This window comes from Pseudoalteromonas sp. GutCa3 (assembly GCF_002836155.1).
Classification (GTDB): domain Bacteria; phylum Pseudomonadota; class Gammaproteobacteria; order Enterobacterales; family Alteromonadaceae; genus Pseudoalteromonas; species Pseudoalteromonas arctica.
Genome location: NZ_PJBK01000023.1, coordinates 35,199 through 53,064, shown reverse-complemented (window position 1 = coordinate 53,064; position 17,866 = coordinate 35,199). Strand labels below are relative to the sequence as shown.

General features: G+C 38.2%; 15 protein-coding genes. 2 read left to right on the top strand and 13 right to left on the bottom strand.

The features are described from left to right. Window positions 1–16 precede the first annotated feature (16 nt). The 6 genes from CXF64_RS04720 to CXF64_RS04695 form a co-directional block, all read right to left on the bottom strand. Window positions 17–670 (bottom strand): MOSC domain-containing protein, encoded by a 654-nt coding sequence (locus CXF64_RS04720; protein WP_101216456.1) that lies wholly within the window; start codon window positions 668–670, stop codon window positions 17–19. Between the two features lie 121 nt (window positions 671–791). Further along, window positions 792–1,724 (bottom strand): alpha-E domain-containing protein, encoded by a 933-nt coding sequence (locus CXF64_RS04715; RefSeq protein ID WP_101216455.1) that lies wholly within the window; start codon window positions 1,722–1,724, stop codon window positions 792–794. A 1-nt stretch (window position 1,725) separates the two neighbouring features. Continuing rightward, complete coding sequence (locus CXF64_RS04710; protein ID WP_007585223.1) at window positions 1,726–3,180, bottom strand: circularly permuted type 2 ATP-grasp protein; 1,455 nt, start codon at window positions 3,178–3,180, stop codon at window positions 1,726–1,728. A 46-nt stretch (window positions 3,181–3,226) separates the two neighbouring features. Continuing rightward, window positions 3,227–4,105 carry a transglutaminase family protein gene (locus CXF64_RS04705; RefSeq protein WP_024590933.1) on the bottom strand — a complete coding sequence of 293 codons (879 nt, stop codon included), beginning with the start codon at window positions 4,103–4,105 and terminating at the stop codon, window positions 3,227–3,229. Next, window positions 4,102–6,621: a circularly permuted type 2 ATP-grasp protein gene (locus tag CXF64_RS04700; protein ID WP_101216454.1), complete on the bottom strand. Its 2,520-nt coding sequence runs from the start codon at window positions 6,619–6,621 to the stop codon at window positions 4,102–4,104. Before CXF64_RS04700 ends, CXF64_RS04705 begins: the two co-directional genes overlap by 4 nt. Before the next feature lie 112 nt (window positions 6,622–6,733). Then, window positions 6,734–10,045, bottom strand: a complete 3,312-nt coding sequence (locus CXF64_RS04695) for a transglutaminase family protein (RefSeq protein WP_024611322.1) — start codon at window positions 10,043–10,045, stop codon at window positions 6,734–6,736. A 757-nt stretch (window positions 10,046–10,802) separates the two neighbouring features. Between CXF64_RS04695 and CXF64_RS04690 the strand changes: the two genes are divergently transcribed. Further along, window positions 10,803–11,576, top strand: a complete 774-nt coding sequence (locus CXF64_RS04690) for an SHOCT domain-containing protein (RefSeq protein ID WP_007585227.1) — start codon at window positions 10,803–10,805, stop codon at window positions 11,574–11,576. A gap of 69 nt (window positions 11,577–11,645) precedes the next feature. After that, entirely contained in the window at window positions 11,646–12,815 is a 1,170-nt protein-coding gene (locus tag CXF64_RS04685; RefSeq protein WP_101216453.1) for a zinc-binding metallopeptidase family protein, read from the top strand. A 156-nt stretch (window positions 12,816–12,971) separates the two neighbouring features. Here CXF64_RS04685 and CXF64_RS04680 read toward each other — a convergent pair whose 3' ends face one another. The 7 genes from CXF64_RS04680 to moaA all read right to left on the bottom strand — a co-directional run bounded on the left by CXF64_RS04680 (window position 12,972) and on the right by moaA (window position 17,857). Next, entirely contained in the window at window positions 12,972–14,291 is a 1,320-nt protein-coding gene (locus tag CXF64_RS04680; RefSeq protein ID WP_101216452.1) for a hypothetical protein, read from the bottom strand. Between the two features lie 127 nt (window positions 14,292–14,418). Beyond that, window positions 14,419–14,877, bottom strand: a complete 459-nt coding sequence (gene moaE, locus CXF64_RS04675) for a molybdopterin synthase catalytic subunit MoaE (protein WP_008167810.1) — start codon at window positions 14,875–14,877, stop codon at window positions 14,419–14,421. Further along, window positions 14,877–15,176, bottom strand: coding sequence for a MoaD/ThiS family protein (locus CXF64_RS04670; RefSeq protein ID WP_101216451.1), 300 nt, complete (start codon window positions 15,174–15,176; stop codon window positions 14,877–14,879). Before CXF64_RS04670 ends, moaE begins: the two co-directional genes overlap by 1 nt. Beyond that, on the bottom strand, window positions 15,154–15,624 hold the full coding sequence (moaC, locus tag CXF64_RS04665) for a cyclic pyranopterin monophosphate synthase MoaC (RefSeq protein ID WP_007585237.1): 471 nt from the start codon (window positions 15,622–15,624) through the stop codon (window positions 15,154–15,156). Before moaC ends, CXF64_RS04670 begins: the two co-directional genes overlap by 23 nt. Before the next feature lies 1 nt (window position 15,625). After that, on the bottom strand, window positions 15,626–16,165 hold the full coding sequence (gene moaB / locus CXF64_RS04660) for a molybdenum cofactor biosynthesis protein B (RefSeq protein ID WP_101163066.1): 540 nt from the start codon (window positions 16,163–16,165) through the stop codon (window positions 15,626–15,628). Continuing rightward, a complete protein-coding gene (locus tag CXF64_RS04655; protein WP_101216450.1) occupies window positions 16,162–16,884 on the bottom strand; it encodes a molybdenum cofactor guanylyltransferase in 723 nt (240 codons plus the stop codon). Before CXF64_RS04655 ends, moaB begins: the two co-directional genes overlap by 4 nt. 1 nt (window position 16,885) lies before the next feature. Continuing rightward, window positions 16,886–17,857, bottom strand: coding sequence for a GTP 3',8-cyclase MoaA (gene moaA, locus CXF64_RS04650; protein ID WP_101216449.1), 972 nt, complete (start codon window positions 17,855–17,857; stop codon window positions 16,886–16,888). Between the last annotated feature and the right edge of the window lie 9 nt (window positions 17,858–17,866).

Here is a 17,866-nt window from a genome sequence, read left to right as displayed (position 1 = left end):
CAATTTATATTTAACTTTATTCACTTTTAATAGCAAGCTTCTTCTTTAGCTTTTCTTGCCACTCTACAGCAAGCTCTGGCAAAGTTAATGCTTCTAAAAGTATGTCTTCATAACCTACATATTTTTTATCAAAAAATGCCTGAAACAGTTTTTTAACTGATATGTCGTGCGAGGCTTTCTTCTCGATAACAACACTATCACCCGTTTTTGCAACGCCCTGCTCTAGTACCCTAAAATACACGCCAGTGCAGTAATGCTGCGTAAACAGTTTAAGGCTGTTTTTATTATTAAGGGCGATAGCGAGTTTAAAACAGGGTACACGAGGCTGGCTTACTTCAAGCAGTGCAGTACCAATTCGAATATGGTCACCTATGTGTATATTCGCTTCATTAAGGTCAGAAATCGTGAAGTTTTCGCCAAAGGCACCTACTGCCAAATCATCATTCTCGAGGGTTTGTTTCCAATACTCATAATGATTGTGCGAAAAAGCATATACCGCTTTATCTACCCCGCCGTGATTAACTAAATCAGCTTGCTCGTCACCTATAATGTTTAGTTTTTCAATAACAACAGGTTCGTTAGTTGGGGTTTTGAATATTCCCGTTTTCACCTCTTTACCATTATGAATAAGAGTTTTAATTTTAGAAATATTAGTCGAGATGATTTTCATTGCGATACCAACGGATGAGGAAGTAAAGATTAATTATGCAGGTTTTAAAATTATTATAAATAAATTAAAGCAAAAATGACCGCTTAAAGCTAAGCAGTCATTTCACAATATACAGTTTTTATTATTCTGCTTGTTTTAAAAAATACGTTTCGGCCAGTCCGTTATGTATTCCAGCTAAGTCTATTTGTATTTCATCGATAAAGTCATGCAACAGACCATTTTTAAGTACTCGTACGTCTTTATTTTCTAACTCAACAATTGCATCATCAATTGATTTAATAATTTCTGTTGAGTTTGGCAAAGGTAAAACCAATGCTTTTAATTCATTCATACAAAATAAAATAGATCGTGGGAATACTTTGCTGTGCATCACAAATTCTATTACATCAGCACGCTGTACTCTAACGCCCATTTCTTGGCGATACATTTGATAAGCACTTAACGAACGCAATAAACTGATCCACTGAATATTATCAAACGGCTTCACTTCTTCTTCATTAGTAATTAACGTAGCAGAGCGAATATCTAAAATTCGCGATGTCATATCTGCGCGCTCTATAATCGAACCAAAACGGATAAAAACATAGCCCTGATCATGATTAATTGTGGCATCTAACGCCCCAAATATTTGATGGGCTGAATCTATAATCTTTTTTAAATACTCAAAACGCCCACGCTTTGTAATCCCTTCTTTTTGATTGTCTTTTACATAATAATACAGAGAGTTTATTTCTTCCCATACGTCTCGCGGTATTACATCACGAATTGTACGCGCGCTTTCTCTGGCAGAAGTGATAGAGTTTAAAATTGACGAGCTATTATCACTACCAACAAGTAAATACCTTAATGCTTTTTGCTCAGAAAAATCAGTATGGTTTTCTGAATACGCTTTGCGTACACCAATAATATCAATTAATGGCTCCCAGCCGGTACATACGCCTTTGGGTAAGTCCATCATCAGTAAATTGTTAACGTTGATTAAACGAGCTACATTTTCCGCACGTTCAATGTATCGAGATACCCAATATAAAGTTTCGCCTACTCTTGATAACATATTATTTAGCCTCTTCGTCAACAATCCAAGTATCTTTACTGCCACCACCTTGTGATGAATTAACCACCAAAGAGCCTTTAACCATAGCAACACGCGTTAATCCACCAGTGGTAACTTGCGTATCTTTACCTGATGATAAAATAAACGGTCTTAAATCGGTATGTCGGCCATCTGGTTTATTGCCATCAAATGTGGGTACTGTTGATAAATCTAATGTTGGTTGAGCTACCCAGTTTCGTGGGTCCGCTTTAATTTGAGCAATACACGCTTCTTGTTCTTTTTTGGTTGATTTAGGACCAATTAATAGCCCGTAGCCACCAGACTCATTTGCTGGTTTAACAACAAGCTTATCAATGTTTTTAATCACATGGTCGCATTCTTTCGGGTCCAAACATTTGAACGTTGGGACATTAGCAAGTTTAGCTTCCTCGCCTAAGTAGTACTTAATCATCTCAGGTACATAGGCGTAAACTACTTTGTCATCAGCAACGCCTGCACCTGGTGCATTAACCAAAGCAACATTACCTTTAGACCAAGCACGCATTAATCCAGGAACGCCAAGTTGGGATTCTGGTAAAAAGGCTTCTGGGTCTAAAAACAAATCATCTATACGACGATAAATAACATCAACTCGTTGTAGCCCTGTGATTGTTCTCATGTATACACAGTCATCTTTTTCAACAACTAAATCGCGCCCTTCTACCAGTTCGCAACCCATTTCTTGGGCAAGGTAACAATGCTCAAAATAAGCGGAGTTAAACACCCCAGGAGTAAGTACCACGACTTCTGGTTTATCTTGTGGACGAGGCGACATTGCCGCTAGCATATCAAATAATTGTGAAGGGTAATCATCAACAGGTAAAATCGATACTTGCTCAAATAATTCAGGGAATACACGCTTCATTACAGAGCGATTTTCAAGCATATAAGATACACCAGAAGGAACACGCAGGTTATCCTCAAGCACATACATTGTACCGCTACCATCGCGTACTAAATCTGAGCCACAAATATGCGCCCATATCTTATTTGGCGGGTTTATTCCCACGCATTGCTGGCGAAAGTTAACTGATTTTTCTAGTAACCCTTTTGGAAAAACACCATCTTTTATTATTTTTTGGTCGTGGTATAAATCATCTATAAAAAGGTTAAGCGCTTCAACACGTTGCTTTAAACCAACCTCTACGCTTTGCCATTCTTTTTTACCAATAGTTCGAGGGATAATATCAAACGGCCAGGCTCTATCAATCATATTACCTTCGTTGTAAACCGTGAAAGTAATACCCATTTCTTTAATTGCTAAATCAGCAACCGCTCTGGCTTTTACTAATTCTTCTGCTGATAAATTAGCAAAAAATTGTGCTAATTGTGTTCCATGCGATCTAACGTTTCCTTGTGCATCAATTAATTCATCAAAGAAACCTTTTGTTTGGTACGCTTTCCAATCAATTTTCATACACTCTTTCACCTTATCCATCATCATATATGACGTAGTTAAACTGCTATTCCATTCGAATCATATCAACCGCTACATCAAGCAATTGACTACCGCCACCAAATACCACTCCTTTTAAAGGAGTTACGTCAGAAAAGTCTCGCCCTACGGCTAGAGTAATATGCTGATCGCGTGGTAAAACATTATTTGTTGGATCAAAATCAACCCAACCAAAGTTTGGCACAAATACCGCAAACCATGCATGAGTTGCATCTGCACCTTCTAGCTTTTCTTCGCCTTCTGGCGGCATGGTTTCTATGTACCCACTTACGTATCGACCTGCTAACCCTACGCTACGTAAGCATGCAAGCGCAAAGTGTGCAAAGTCTTGGCAAACGCCCCTTTTTTGTGCAAAAACAGTGCTCAAAGGCGTACTAATTGTTGTAAAACCAGGATCATAATGAAATTCATGAAAAATCCGTGCCATTAGATCTTTGCATGCAGAAATTATATTTTTGTGTGCATCAAACGAAATTAATGCGTATTCCTTAATTCCTTTATCTATTGGAATAAGCTGTGAAGGTAGTACAAATTCAGACGTTTTTAATAATTCCGCTGTATTTGGTTTAACCAATAAATCACGTACTTTTCGCCATGCAATATCAACACTCTCTAAATTGCTATTAGCGCCGACTAACAGCTCTACCTCGCTGATCATCGTTACTTTAAGTTTTTTATGCTGTATTGCTATTTCAAACGCTGTTACCTGATTATTAAAATAATCAGTAAATGTTTGTAAGTAAGTCGGTGTAGGTTCAATTTCTACACGACTACTGTGGCATATTTGCCCGCGATTCGTTTTTGGCGTTAATCGCGCTTGGTTTTGACACAAACTAACAAAGTCTGAATAGTTGTATGTAGTCGAGTGCTTTATTTTATATTTCACGATTGAGCTTGCTCAATATTAGTCCAGTTCAATTTATTTGCCGTTTGGGTATGAGAAAAATACTGTAGTAATAATACATCACAAAATGTATCTAAGTTCATACGCGTATTATGGTTAAATTCGATTAACTGGTTACGTTGTCCATTTGCACTTTTTTGTAGGTAATCTTTTTCGGTTACATAACAACTTGTTTTAGAAAGTAAAATTGCTTTTTCGTGTGCCGCAATTACGCCTTGTCTGCGTTTTGTGGGTAAATGCTTACACAACTTATTAATTTCCTCTAACTGAAATAATAAAGAACGTGGGTATTCAGCATCTAAAAGTAATAGCTCAAGCCCTGTACCAATGGTTTGATACATTCTATATCGGCGCTTATGCGTAACTAAACTAACTTGGCAACTTAGCACGGCTTCAAGTAAGCCAAGCTCTTCGGGCTCGTCTAACTCTTTGGTTAATAAAGCCGCACTTAGTGATGTTATTTGTAAGCTACGCTCTACTCTTCTGCCCATTTCGAGTAAAAACCAGCCATTACTATTTGGCATACAATCTGCAATCGAGCCATTAAAAGCCATAATTGAGCCTATAACTCTATCTAGGCTGCTTTGCATTGCACGCGTTGGAATATTAATATTTACATTTTTAAATACTTTAATTTGCTCATTAATATCATCAATTATTCGACGACTATCATGAGATAGTAATTCTTGAATTTGCACCGACGCATTTGCAATGTACTTTAATGTATTAATAATACTGCCAGCGCATTGCTCGTCTGCAAGCAGTTGAAAGGCGGTTTCTTTAGACAGATTTACATCAATGCCATCTAGTTTTAAATCAGGTTCTATATAGGGATAAACAATATATTGCGACCTAATGGCATTAGAAAGCCGTGCAACTATACTTTTTCGTATTGAATCTGGGTAAACAGAAAATTCGGTGTACTTGTCTATAAAAATACGCAATATACGTATGGTATTTTCGCAGCGTTCTAAGTATCGGCCCAACCAAAAAAGGTGCTCAGCCGTACGGCTCGAAATAACCCCTTCGAGTAGCGTTACATCCATTCTTTTTCTAATTGGCACCGGTGGATTATGCTCGCCTAAATCAACTCTATCGGCTGTATTTATCCATGTATCTTTGATCCAACCAGATATTCTCGGGTTGTTACTTTTTTCGTTCGAAAAACACAGTGCTGAAGGAAGTACTTCTACGCCATTTTCAGTGGTTAATGCATAGCATCTAAACACCACTGGCTTGGAGATTAATTGCCCGTCATGCCAAAATGGTGCACTGCTAAAAGAAGGTTTTTCTTGGAAAAAGTAATTATCGGGTTCTTTGCTAATAAGTAGCTTTATTTCTTGCTCGTCTAGCACTCCATCTAACTTGAGTGTAGGGTCTATAGCAGATAGTAGTTCGAGGTTATTCCAATCAACGGCTTGCGCTTCTTTTACACTTAAGTAATTTGGCTCACCTAACAACAGCGGTTGTTTTAAAATTTGCTGCGATAACTTTTCTAAGTTGCACTTTATTGAAGGCGACGAGAGCACACCGCTACCAAACGGGTTTAAAACCTTAACCGACCCTTGTCGTACCGATTGTAATAAGCCCGGAATACCATGAAGTGAATATTCAGTTTGCTCTAAAGAGTCAATACAACGATCAGAAACCCAGCGTAAAATGACATTAATTTTACCCAAGCCTTGTAACGATTTTAAACAAACGTCACCACCACGTACAGTTAAGTCGGCGCTTTGTACTAATGTATAGCCAAAGTAGGTAGATAAGAATGCATGCTCGTTGTAGTTAGGATCATCAATTCCTTGGGTTAGAATTACAATTCGTGGGTCATCCATGTAGTGGGTATATTCATTAATACCCTCTTGGAATAGGTTTAAAAATTCTTTAATTTGCTGAACATTACATTCGGCAAATTCTTCAGCCATTACACGCCTTGCAATAATACGGCTTTTAATTAATAGCCCTAAGCCTAACGGGCACTGACAATGATCGCTTAATACTTTAAATTCGCCTGTTGGCGTGCGGTAAACATCTAACGCGGTAAAAAAAAGTGTTAATTCGTTACTAGGTAGGCTAAAACCTTCGCGTAAGTAATTAGGGTCTTGGAAAAGCTGCTTTGCAGGAATATGACCATCAACTAATAATGTTTGGTCACCGTAAATATCTTGCTGAATTTTATTTAATAAAAGGGTTCTTTGTTTTATTCCCTCTTCGAGCAACACCCAATCAGCTTTAGATAACATAAATGGCAATGGGTCGAAGTGCCACTGCTTATTGCTTTCATTTTTAATATTGCCATTTTGTAGCAATTGGCTAATTTCTGTAGCGCGGCTGCTAACATCATCTGCTGTTAGACTAGCTAAACGCTTAAATAAAGTATCCCAATGGTCTGGGTTTAAACCACTGTGGTTTGCTAGTTCATCATGTCCATGTGATTTATCAAGGTATAAAGACAACCACTCAGGCAATTCCGGCATCGCGTTATTGTTAATATACAAGCTGAAAGTGCTCCAATTTATAGTAAATAGCCGTGTTCATAATGATGCTTTAAAAATATTTAGTCATTCCACTTTAAATAATTTCAAAGTGGAATGACACAACTATCAATTATTATTTAAAGTTAGGCTGCCTGCGTAAATCCAAGGTATTTGGATAATCAGGATTACTACTTTCTTCATCAGGTACCACGTATTCACTTGCGCTTTGCGCCGATTGAAAACTATGCGTAACCGCCGATGGGCTCCAGCTTGGTTCTGCTGATGCAAGTAACGATGGTGTATGCCCATGCTCCCAAAATCTTGCAACTCTGCGCCCTTCAGCTTCAAATGCATTAACCGGTAGCGTTTCAGGATTACGACCCCCAGCATGGCTCACATGATATACAAAACCTCCAACTGAACGACCTTCCCACGTATCGATTAAATCAAAAACTAATGGAGCATGTACGCCAATAGTTGGGTGAAGCGCTGTAGGTGGTTGCCAAGCTCTGTATCGTATACCCGCGACCATTTCATCTTTTGCTTTACCTTTAACCGGTTTAAGCGGCACTCTTCGACCATTACACGTTACAACATAGCGATCGCTCATTGTTCCTTGTACTTTTATTTGTACTCTTTCTAATGACGAATCTACATAGCGCGCCGTACCCGACGCACTTGCCTCTTCGCCTAGTACATGCCAAGGCTCGATTGCGGTTCTAAGCTCAAGTGTAACGTTATCAAGTTCTCGCGTTCCACATACCGGAAATCTAAATTCAAAAAATGGATTTAACCAACTTAACTGAAATTGAAAACCTGCCTGTTGTAAATCGCGGCTTACTTCAGCTAAATCGTTTTCTACATATTGTGGTAATAAAAACTTATCGTGTAACTCTGTACCCCAACGTATTAATGGCTTGTGGTAAGGTTTTTTCCAAAACCAAGCAAGTAAAGTACGCAACAGTAGCATTTGCACTAAGCTCATTTGTGAATGTGGAGGCATTTCAAAGCCTCTAAATTCTACAATCCCTAAACGACCTGTGGCTGAATCGGGAGAATAGAGCTTATCAATACAAAACTCTGCTCTGTGTGTATTACCCGTTAAATCCACTAATAAATTACGAAGTAACCTATCAACTAACCAAGGTTCAGGCACTTCACCTTCGGGCATATGCGAAAAGGCAATTTCTAGCTCGTATAAAACTTCATCACGGGCTTCATCCACTCGCGGTGCTTGGCTTGTAGGACCAATAAAAAGCCCCGAAAATAAATACGATAAACCAGGATGATGCTGCCAATAGGTAATAAAACTTCTTAAAATATCGGGTCTTCGTAAAAATGGGCTTTGCTCAGGTGTTTCGCCACCAAGCGTTACGTGGTTACCACCACCAGTACCAGTATGGCGACCATCTGCCATAAACTTATCGGTACCTAATCGGCATTCTTTTGCTAAACCATATAACGTTGTAGTTCGACTGACTAATTGATCCCACGATGTTGAAGGATGAATGTTTACTTCAATAACACCTGGATCTGGCGTTACAGCGTATTTTTCTACGCGGCTATCTTTAGGTGGGCTATAGCCTTCAATAACAAGCGGCATTTTAAGTTCTTTAGCCACACTCTCTATACTACTTATTAAACCCATGTAATGTTCAAAATGACTTGTTGGTGGCATAAATATATATAAACGCCCCTCTCTCACTTCCATTACAAGCGCAGTTTTAACCATTTCTTTACCAATAAAGCCCTTTTTAAGCTTTTTAGCTTTGGTAAAATTTTCTGGAATATCAAACGGGTCGCGGTCAATAATATTGCCGCTCCACTCAAGGCTGTCTAAAGGTAGGCGATAACCAAGTGGTGATTCACCCGGTAATAAAAAACAATGACCCCGTTTAAACTCCCACGTACACGACTGCCAACAGTTTTTACTATCGTTCCATTTTAAAGGTAGAACATAGCCAACAGGCTTTTCTATGCCTTTATCCATTTTGGCTAAAAAGCCTTTTCGGCTCATTGCATGAAGAAGCTCTGGTTGATCTGGCTTTATTTCGGTAGGTAATGAGGCTTCTTGCCACATGTGATATAAAATATCTTCATAAGCCGTAGTAAGTGCCTTGGTTTCAAGACCAAGTGAGTCACACAGTTTATCAGCAAACTTTTTAGTATCGGTATGATCAAATTTATAATCTTTATTAGGATCGGCTAATAGTGCAGCATCTTGCCATAAAGGCTCACCATCTTTGCGCCAATAACATGCGTATTGCCAACGTGGTAATGGCTCACCCGGATACCATTTACCTTGTCCGTAATGAGTAAAGCCACCTTTTGTGTATACTTTATTCATTTCTACAAATAAATTTTGAGCTAATATTCTTTTTTCTTTACCATCGGCATCAGTATTCCACTGAGGATGTTCCATATCGTCAATAGAAATAAACGTAGGCTCGCCACCCATAGTTAAATGTATGTTTTCTTCATTGTAAACATTGTCAACGTGCTGACCTAAGCGGTTAATTGCCGCCCACTGCGCCTCAGAATAAGGCTTAGTAACACGTGGGTCTTCGTGTACACGCGTTACTTTATTATAAAAGCTAAACTCAGATTTACAGTCGTCTATACCGCCGGTTACCGGCGCTGCCGAGCTTGGCTCTGGCGTACATGCCAATGGAATATGCCCTTCACCGGCAAATAAACCCGAGGTAGGATCAAGCCCTATCCAACCTGCACCTGGAATATACACCTCGGTCCATGCATGCAAATCGGTAAAGTCTTCTTCTGGACCGCTTGGACCATCTAGTGATTTTTGATCTGAGGTTAGCTGTACTAGGTAACCCGATACAAATCGAGATGCCAACCCTAAATGACGAAACAATTGTACTAACAACCAAGCAGAATCACGACACGAACCTGTTTTTTTACTTATTGTTTCGTTTGCCGTTTGCACACCGGGTTCTAAACGAATGCCATAACCTACTAATTCATAAATAGCTTGATTAACAGCCACTAAAAAATCAACGCTTCTAAGCGGCTCTTTAGGGTTTAAAGATTCAATTAATTCTTTAAATTTTGGACTGGCTTTGCGTTTTTTTAAATAAGGAGTGAGTTCTGACTTTGAAATAGCATCGTAAACAAACGGGAAGTTTTCGGCGTAATCTTCTAAAAAAAAATCAAAAGGATTAATAACCGTTAGTTCGGCGACCAAATCAACTGTAAAACTAAATTCGGTAGTTGGCTTGTTAAACACCACCCTCGCTTGGTAATTACCAAAAGGGTCTTGTTGCCAATTTATATAATGATCTTCTGGAACTATTTTTAAAGAATAACTTTTAATTTTTGTACGGCTATGTGGCGCTGGACGTAATCGGAATATATGCGGCCCCATATTAACTGACCGATCGTATTTATACTGAGTATGGTGCGAAATCCCAACTGTAATTGTCATCTATTAATTCCCCTTTAATAATGTATGGCCACAATATAACGCTGAAAATATTATTTGGACTAATTCACTTGTGCAATTTTCATACCAAAAGACTTGCTTAAGTAGTACTGTTCATCCACTCGCGGCTCTTGCACAAAGCAACGTTATGCATAAAGGTTTTGACCTAATTAATAGGAAAAACACACCAATTCAATAAATAGTAAACTTAGTGTAATTTAAACCATCAATTTTAGATTTTTAATGGTGCAGAAAATGCACCAAAATAGTGCTTTAAAATAACTTACAATTAAAGCTAATTAATTTAAAATATTGAAATAAAACAAATAAAGTTAATTTTTAAAAATACTTACTCCGTTATTTATAACGCTAAACGGTTATAATTAAAAGTATTTATTTAGAGTTTAAAAATCATTAAAAATAATCATTAAATAGTAAGAAATAGTTCACAATAAAGCTGCTGTTAAAGTAAGTAACGGTGCTATACTAGATCGATTTTTAACCGCTTACGTTACAGTAAAACTAACAATCTCGATGACATAAAACAAGCAACTTTTAATACATAGATGCTTACTTTAAAGAGTAGTTTTGCAGTGGTGTGTTTTAATTTCAAACAAAACAGAACACGTCCAATTTGAAAAACCAGCACACCTCACTAACCTGTTAATTTTTCATTATCATCAATGCTAAAGGTAATGCAGCCCTGGCGTATTTTCAGATTTTTTAAATCAACCCAATCTACCTAATAGGATATTTTCTTATGCAAAAGCTAACAGATGTCGGTGAAAACTTAGTTAATGGTATAGCATCTCGTTATAACCTCAGTCACGATGCAGTAATTCACATGTTAGTTAGCGTTAATAACGGCGGTTGCTCAATGGCGCAGTTTAATTGCCCAGAACTTGGTGGTTCTGGTCAATGGATGCGCGGCGGAATGACAATGGTTGGCGACATGTTTAACAACGGCTTAAAATCAACCGTTGATAACTTATGCAACGAACTTGCTAATATATTGAGCAATAACCAAATATTTCCGGTTATTCCTGCAGGAACGCCTGGCAGCAATCAATGGTGGCCAGGTAATCTAGGCAGCCCATTTAGCAGTGGTGCGCAAAATAATATTCGCTACGCTATATTCCCTAATCGCTTAGCCGTTGAATTAAATGGACAAGTGAGCGTATACGACACGTTAGATCATAATATTGGTGGTGTAAGCCAACAGCAAGGCAATAATACCTCTCTTACATTTAACAGTCAGTGGGGGACAATTAATGTAAATACCCTGCCATTAATTTCAGGGCAAACGCCAACGCCTCCAGAACCTCAAAAAGATTTTACGCAGCAAGTAACGCAGCCGAATTTTGCATCGTTAACACCAAACCAAGTTGAAGCACCGGCTAATAATACTGTGGGGCAATACTCGGTAGACGAAACACTTCAAATTATTGAAAAGTTAGCACAACTTCGCGACTCTAATGCGTTGAGTGATGATGAATTTAATATTAAAAAGTCTGAACTTTTAAAAAGGATTTAACCACTATCCTCCAATAGCATAGCGCTAAGTAAAAGTGGTTTATACGGTCTCTTTTTTATTCGGTAACATATGAAAACATTTAAATGTAATTGCACAGATCAACTTATTTTATTTTTTGAAAGCAGCCATTGTTTGGCTTGTGGCAGAACCGTGGGTATTGATGATGAGTTCGACCAAGTTGAACCCTATGAAATTGATGAACAATCGGGGCTATTTTACAAAGCAGAAGCGCCTGAAGTTTTTTATAAAAAATGTGATAACAACGCTCAGTATCACGTATGCAATGGCATGGTTAATTTAGATACATTTATACCCGTTGCCGATAAAGACGAAGTGCTGTGTTTTTCGTGCCGCTTTAATGAAACTGTGCCCGATTTAAGTATTGTTGAACATATTCCATTATGGAAAAAAATGGAGACAGCAAAACGTCGCGCTTTGTATACATTAAAGTCATTATCACTCCCTTTAAATACAACGATTCAAGAACCTGAAAGCGGATTAAGCTTCGATTTTATAGCAGACCGTAACGTAAGCGATCACTTTGTAAGCCCAATTATAGGTCAAGACGTTGTATTTACAGGACACGACTGCGGGCATATCACTATAAACCTAGCCGAGGCAGATGACGTAGCACGCTCACAAGCTAAAATAGCAATGGGTGAGCGTTATCGTACTTTACTTGGTCATTTTCGCCATGAACTTGGTCATTATTATTTTGATCAACTAATTGCAAATTCACCAAAAAAACATACTTTATGTAAGCAATATTTTGGTGATGACGAATTAGATTACCAGCAAGCACTCGATACTCATTATAAGCAAGGTGCGCCAGCTAACTGGCATGAAACCTTTATTAGTGAATACGCTACTATGCACCCTTATGAAGACTGGGCAGAAACATGGGCGCATTACATGCACATTATCGATACGCTTGAAACAGCCAAAAACTTTTCAATTACAGGCTCAACAACGGGTAATGAGTTTGAATTAGATGAAGCAGACGAGCTTCGATTGCCACAAAGTGCTTATTACTTTAATTCACAAACATCGATTGATGCTATTTTAGATACTTGGATGGAATTTTCGATTATTCTAAATTCACTAAATCGCAGCATGGGACTTGCCGATGCCTACCCATTTGTACTAACTCAAGCGGTGCGAACTAAGTTATCTTTCATCCATCATGCTATCCATAACAGGCTTAATTTAATGCCTGATTTGGGCATAGGAAAAGTGTAATAAAATAAGCTCAGTCCAAAAAACATTTTAATAAAGAGCCATTTATTCTTGCTATGACTTTTCATGCATAGGTAGATGGCTTTTTTATGATGAGAAAAAAGCCGTAAAATAAAAGTCTAAAGATAGTATATATCCTACTTTCTCGCTGAAGCTTTATTAGCTTGTCACAGCGAGGTTATTCTTAAGTCGACTTATGACTTTTTCTTGATAAGTACTTACTGTAGAAAACTTTTGTATTGATACAAATAAGTCAGTTAGTTTTTCGTTTGATATATCAGAGATATTAATCCCTTTGTATATAATAGGTGCATTATTTTGTCTGGTTAAATTATCCGACAGTAAAATGTTCAATTTTACTGTACGTGCTAACTCTTCTTGATACAGAAAAAATTCTCTTAAATGTGTGCTAACAATATTGGCTGGTTTTGATCTGTCTATCATTAAAATCTCATCTATCAATCGATTCAATCTACTGCGAGATTCGATTGCTTCGTCGAGAATATCTAACCAATTAAGCTTTGTATTTGATAGTAAAGCTAAAAAATATACCGTACGTGCTTTATTATAATTAATAAAACCAGGCCACATAACATCTTCGCTAGATACTTTAAGTGCTTTATCAAACTGCTCAGCGGCAGATTTAAGATACATACTTACTTCTTCAAGTATTGATGGCTCTATAGTGTTAATATTTTTTTGAGCCAGCTCTAAACCATCAATCGACAAAATATCTACAGAGTTCATATTTAGCGACTCACGTAATAAATGCATGCCTTTTTTGTTGTAATACAAACCTAGGTAATTATGGTAAATGGTTTTTGTCACTGGATTACGAAGAATTGGACCTCTCACATGAAGTAAGTCTGCATGAATATTAAAATTATCATCAGCCACAAAACTTTGGTAAGAAACAACAGCTTTAAATAGCTTTATTGTTTCCGTTATTTGAATTGAATTACCTTTACTCACCGAGTGCAATATTTCACGGCGCCTATCAACTTCTGACAAAATTGTGTCCATACGCTTTTTATAAAGCTCTTTGTTAATTTCTGATGCATTAAAAACAGCTGGAAATAAAACAATTAGGTCAATTATATATTGCAGGGTATCGGCAAAAAGAACGGCGGTTTCTGACTCTTTTTTTAGTTTATGCTCAATAGAGTCAAAAATTTCTTTCTCTAGTGTATTTTCATCTTGGGACTTAAACTGATTAATTAACTCTGGAAGTGAGGTTACGTAATTTTCATTATCTAAAATGTTACCTTCCATTTTACTAATGTTATTTACACTATCAATTGATGTATATGTTCTAACAGTAATAAATAAAGCTAATACGGCTATACAAAAGCTTACTGTTGATATGGTAAAGCTTAGTAAATCTTTACCTTCTTTTAAATCATATACCCATACAGCAAGAAAAGCTGAAAGTAGAACAAGTAATAATATTGTAAAATATAACATTTTTGATGTGCGCATATGTCTTCCAGACTTGGGTCGGGCTAACAATCTAATATTGCTGATTTATAACACGAAAAACGCAGACTTCACACGCAAACTGAGAGCTATATAACCCCTGTAGAGCACAAGTAATGAAATATCTGCATCACTTTTCCCATTTACCCAGCGCTTGTTTGTCACTTTGTTTAAACTCAACCCAATTTGATGAGTCTTTAAAGTGCTCTTTTTTCCAAAACGTGGCGTGGTTTTTTAAATAATCCATTATAAATTGTGCGCCTTCGAACGCGGCTTGGCGATGGCGGCTGGTCACGCCTACAAACACAATTTGCTCGCCAAGTGCTAAGTAACCAACGCGATGAATAATACATATTCGCGCCAATTGCCAGCGAGTTTGTGCTTGCTCTGCAATAGATTGAAGGAGTTGCTCGGTCATACCAGGGTAGTGCTCCAGCTCAAGTGCAATAACGTTGTCACCACTGCTGAACTCTCTTACCAATCCTGTAAAGGTGACAACAGCGCCATCGCTTTTATTATTACTACAAAGCGTATTGTGCTCGTCACCTACATTGAAATCATCGGTTTGTACTTGAATATGTATGCTCATTAGCCACCTGTAACCGGCGGGAAAAAGGCAAGCTCATCCCCTGCTTTCACTATTTCGTCGCTTGATGACATAGTTTGGTTAAGCGCTGCAAGTAGCTCACGCTCTTCCAGCCACGGTTGCCAATGCGGGTATTGGCTCACTAATCTTAATTTAAGCTCTGAAATAGTAAGCGGCTGCGTAATCTCAAGGCTTAATTTACTGCACTTTAACCGCTCTTTTAGTTGCCCAAAAAACAATAACTCTACTTTTTGGGCGCTAGATATTGCATCGTTTGGATTAATCGCGCTGCCAACTACCATTTTTGCCCCCTGCTTTTTGAGTAACGCGCATGCCGCTAATTTCCATTAGTGGGTCGGCTGCTTTACACATATCAAACAAAGTAAGGCTAGCCACAGATACCGCTGTTAACGCTTCCATTTCTACACCCGTTTTACCGGCAAGTTTGCAGTAGCTGGTTATTTTAATTTGGCTGTTCGCTTCATCAAGTTCAAAATCAACAGCTACTTTAGTAAGTGCAAGCGGATGACAAAGCGGAATTAAATCGGCGCACTTTTTAGCGCCTTGAATACCCGCTATACGTGCCACGCCTAACACATCGCCCTTTTTGTTTTGATTAAGCATTACTTGTTCAAAGGCAAGCTTGCTCATGCTAATAAATGCTTCAGCTGAGGCATCGCGCAGGGTTACGTCTTTGAGCGATACATCAACCATATTCGCTTGGCCGTTTTCGTCAACGTGGCTTAACATACTATTGCTCACGCGATTCACACTTTTTACCAATGGTAACGTGCGGTGCAAAGTTACACGGTTTATGCATTGAGTTAAGTTGATCTTTTATAATGCCTGTCCACGCTGTTTTACATGCGCCTGTAGAGCCTGGCATACAAAAAATAACGGTGTTGTTAGCAAGGCCTGCCAATGCACGAGATTGAATAGTTGAGTTACCAATTTCACCGTACGAAATATGTCTAAATAGCTCACCAAAGCCGTCTACGCTTTTATCAAACAGCGGCGCAAATGCCTCAGGTGTTGAATCGCGTTCGGTAAATCCTGTACCACCAGTCACTAAAATAGCGTGAATGGTGTCATCGGCAATCCACTGCGATGCAATAGCGCGCATTTGGTAAACATCATCTTTTACAATTTCTTTATCTGCTAAGTGATGACCCGCCTCAGTTAGCGCTTTAATTAAGTAATGACCAGAAGTATCGGTAATCGCATCGCGCGTGTCGCTTACTGTAAGTACGGCAATATTTAAAGGTATTTGTGTATCGCTTGTGTGGCTCATAATGTTTTTCTCAATTGGTTAATGCTTAGGTCAAAATGCTCATTTACAGCTTTAAATTGCGCCGGTGTATTGGTGTTTATTAATGCATGCGCTTTATTACATGAAAGCGTTTGCACACCAATGCTTTGGGTAAACTGTTTTATTGATTTATGACTGTTTGCGTTTGTGAGTATGTGTTTTAAATGATTTTTTACACTGTGTGTATTACGAATATACAGCGGTAGCGGTTCATTTTCAAAGTGCCAAGCATGTATTTGTGACTGATTTAATTGATTGCTCACACTTTGTACGTTATTTGTCTGAGAAGCCAGCACTATTGTGCTTAACAAACTACTTGTGAGTAGTGGCATATCTACCGCAGTAATAAGTAAATCGTGCTCGGTGGCTATTAATGTTGAGTAAATTCCGCCAAGGGGTCCACTATTTGGGTATATATCTTTAACGTACTTCTCTGAGGGATAATCGCTCGGTGAATAATGGTTCAATGACTTGACTGGATTTGTAACGTTGCGGCTTATTAGTGTATTTTTAGCACCTGCGTCTTTTAATAAATCACACGCATTGTGCAATAGCGTTTTGTTTTTTAAAACTAAATCGGCTTTGTCTGTGCCCATTCTTGATGACTTACCACCAGCAAGCACAACGCCTGTAAAATCTCGCTTAACTTTTATATTAGCTTTTATATCAGCTTCTATATGAGTATTCACATCAACTCCCATATTAGCCACCTAACATGGCTAAGTGAGTTGTCGCACCTGTTAAGCGTTTATCTAGCTCATGACTTATTTCTTTATTGCCCATAGCGGCTCGAATTGCCTTTACGGTCGCTGCAGTATCGTCCTCGTTTAGCAGTTCGCGTAAATCTATACCTTGCTCTGCAAACAAGCATAAGTGTAATTTACCCAGCGCCGACACCCTTAAACGATTACAGCTTTTACAAAAATCTTTGCTGTAAGGCATTATTAAACCGATACGACCATCGTAATCAGGATGACAAAATTCCTCAGCGGGCCCATTTAATTTCCCCCTAACGACTTGTAACCAGCCTTGAGCTAAAAGCTGTGCTTTAACCGTTTGCCCACTTAAGTGGTTTTCTTCAAAAAAGGTTGCGCCGTCACCCGTTTCCATTAATTCTATAAAGCGCACTGTAACTTTGTGGTGTTTTACCCACGCTAGAAAATCCTTCAATTGGTTTTTATTGAACTGCTTGGCAAGCACCGCATTTATTTTTATATCTTTTATGCCCAGCTCTACCGCGCGTTCAATCCCTTTTAAAATAAGGTTAAGTTTGTCGTGCCCTGTTATGAGCTTAAACATACTCGGATTTAAACTATCAATACTGACATTAAGCGCATCAAGCCCTGCTTCAGCAAATTCATCAATTTTCTTTAATAAATTAAATCCGTTGGTAGTAATGGCTACTTTTTCTATGCCAGGTGTATTTTTACAGAGTTTTATAATATCGGTTACGTCGTTTCGTAAGCATGGTTCGCCACCTGTAATACGCACTTTTTTAGTACCTAGCTCTGCAAACGCATTTACCAAAGTGCTAATTTCGTTTTTATTTAAAAAATTACGCGGCGTATCGCACTGATACCCGTTTGGTAAACAATAACTACAACTAAAATTACATACATCGGTTATTGAGAGGCGCAAATAGTTAAACTGCCGACCAAATTGATCATTAAGCATATGCTTCCT

Coding starts and splice junctions, on each gene's coding strand:
- moaE (WP_008167810.1), bottom strand. CDS start 14,877: ATGAGCATACATATTCAAGTACAAACCGATGATTTCAATGTAGGTGAC.
- CXF64_RS04695 (WP_024611322.1), bottom strand. CDS start 10,045: ATGACAATTACAGTTGGGATTTCGCACCATACTCAGTATAAATACGAT.
- CXF64_RS04680 (WP_101216452.1), bottom strand. CDS start 14,291: ATGCGCACATCAAAAATGTTATATTTTACAATATTATTACTTGTTCTA.
- CXF64_RS04685 (WP_101216453.1), top strand. CDS start 11,646: ATGAAAACATTTAAATGTAATTGCACAGATCAACTTATTTTATTTTTT.
- CXF64_RS04655 (WP_101216450.1), bottom strand. CDS start 16,884: ATGGGAGTTGATGTGAATACTCATATAGAAGCTGATATAAAAGCTAAT.
- CXF64_RS04720 (WP_101216456.1), bottom strand. CDS start 670: ATGAAAATCATCTCGACTAATATTTCTAAAATTAAAACTCTTATTCAT.
- moaB (WP_101163066.1), bottom strand. CDS start 16,165: ATGAGCCACACAAGCGATACACAAATACCTTTAAATATTGCCGTACTT.
- CXF64_RS04690 (WP_007585227.1), top strand. CDS start 10,803: ATGCAAAAGCTAACAGATGTCGGTGAAAACTTAGTTAATGGTATAGCA.
- moaA (WP_101216449.1), bottom strand. CDS start 17,857: ATGCTTAATGATCAATTTGGTCGGCAGTTTAACTATTTGCGCCTCTCA.
- CXF64_RS04670 (WP_101216451.1), bottom strand. CDS start 15,176: ATGGTAGTTGGCAGCGCGATTAATCCAAACGATGCAATATCTAGCGCC.
- moaC (WP_007585237.1), bottom strand. CDS start 15,624: ATGTTAAGCCACGTTGACGAAAACGGCCAAGCGAATATGGTTGATGTA.
- CXF64_RS04710 (WP_007585223.1), bottom strand. CDS start 3,180: ATGAAAATTGATTGGAAAGCGTACCAAACAAAAGGTTTCTTTGATGAA.
- CXF64_RS04715 (WP_101216455.1), bottom strand. CDS start 1,724: ATGTTATCAAGAGTAGGCGAAACTTTATATTGGGTATCTCGATACATT.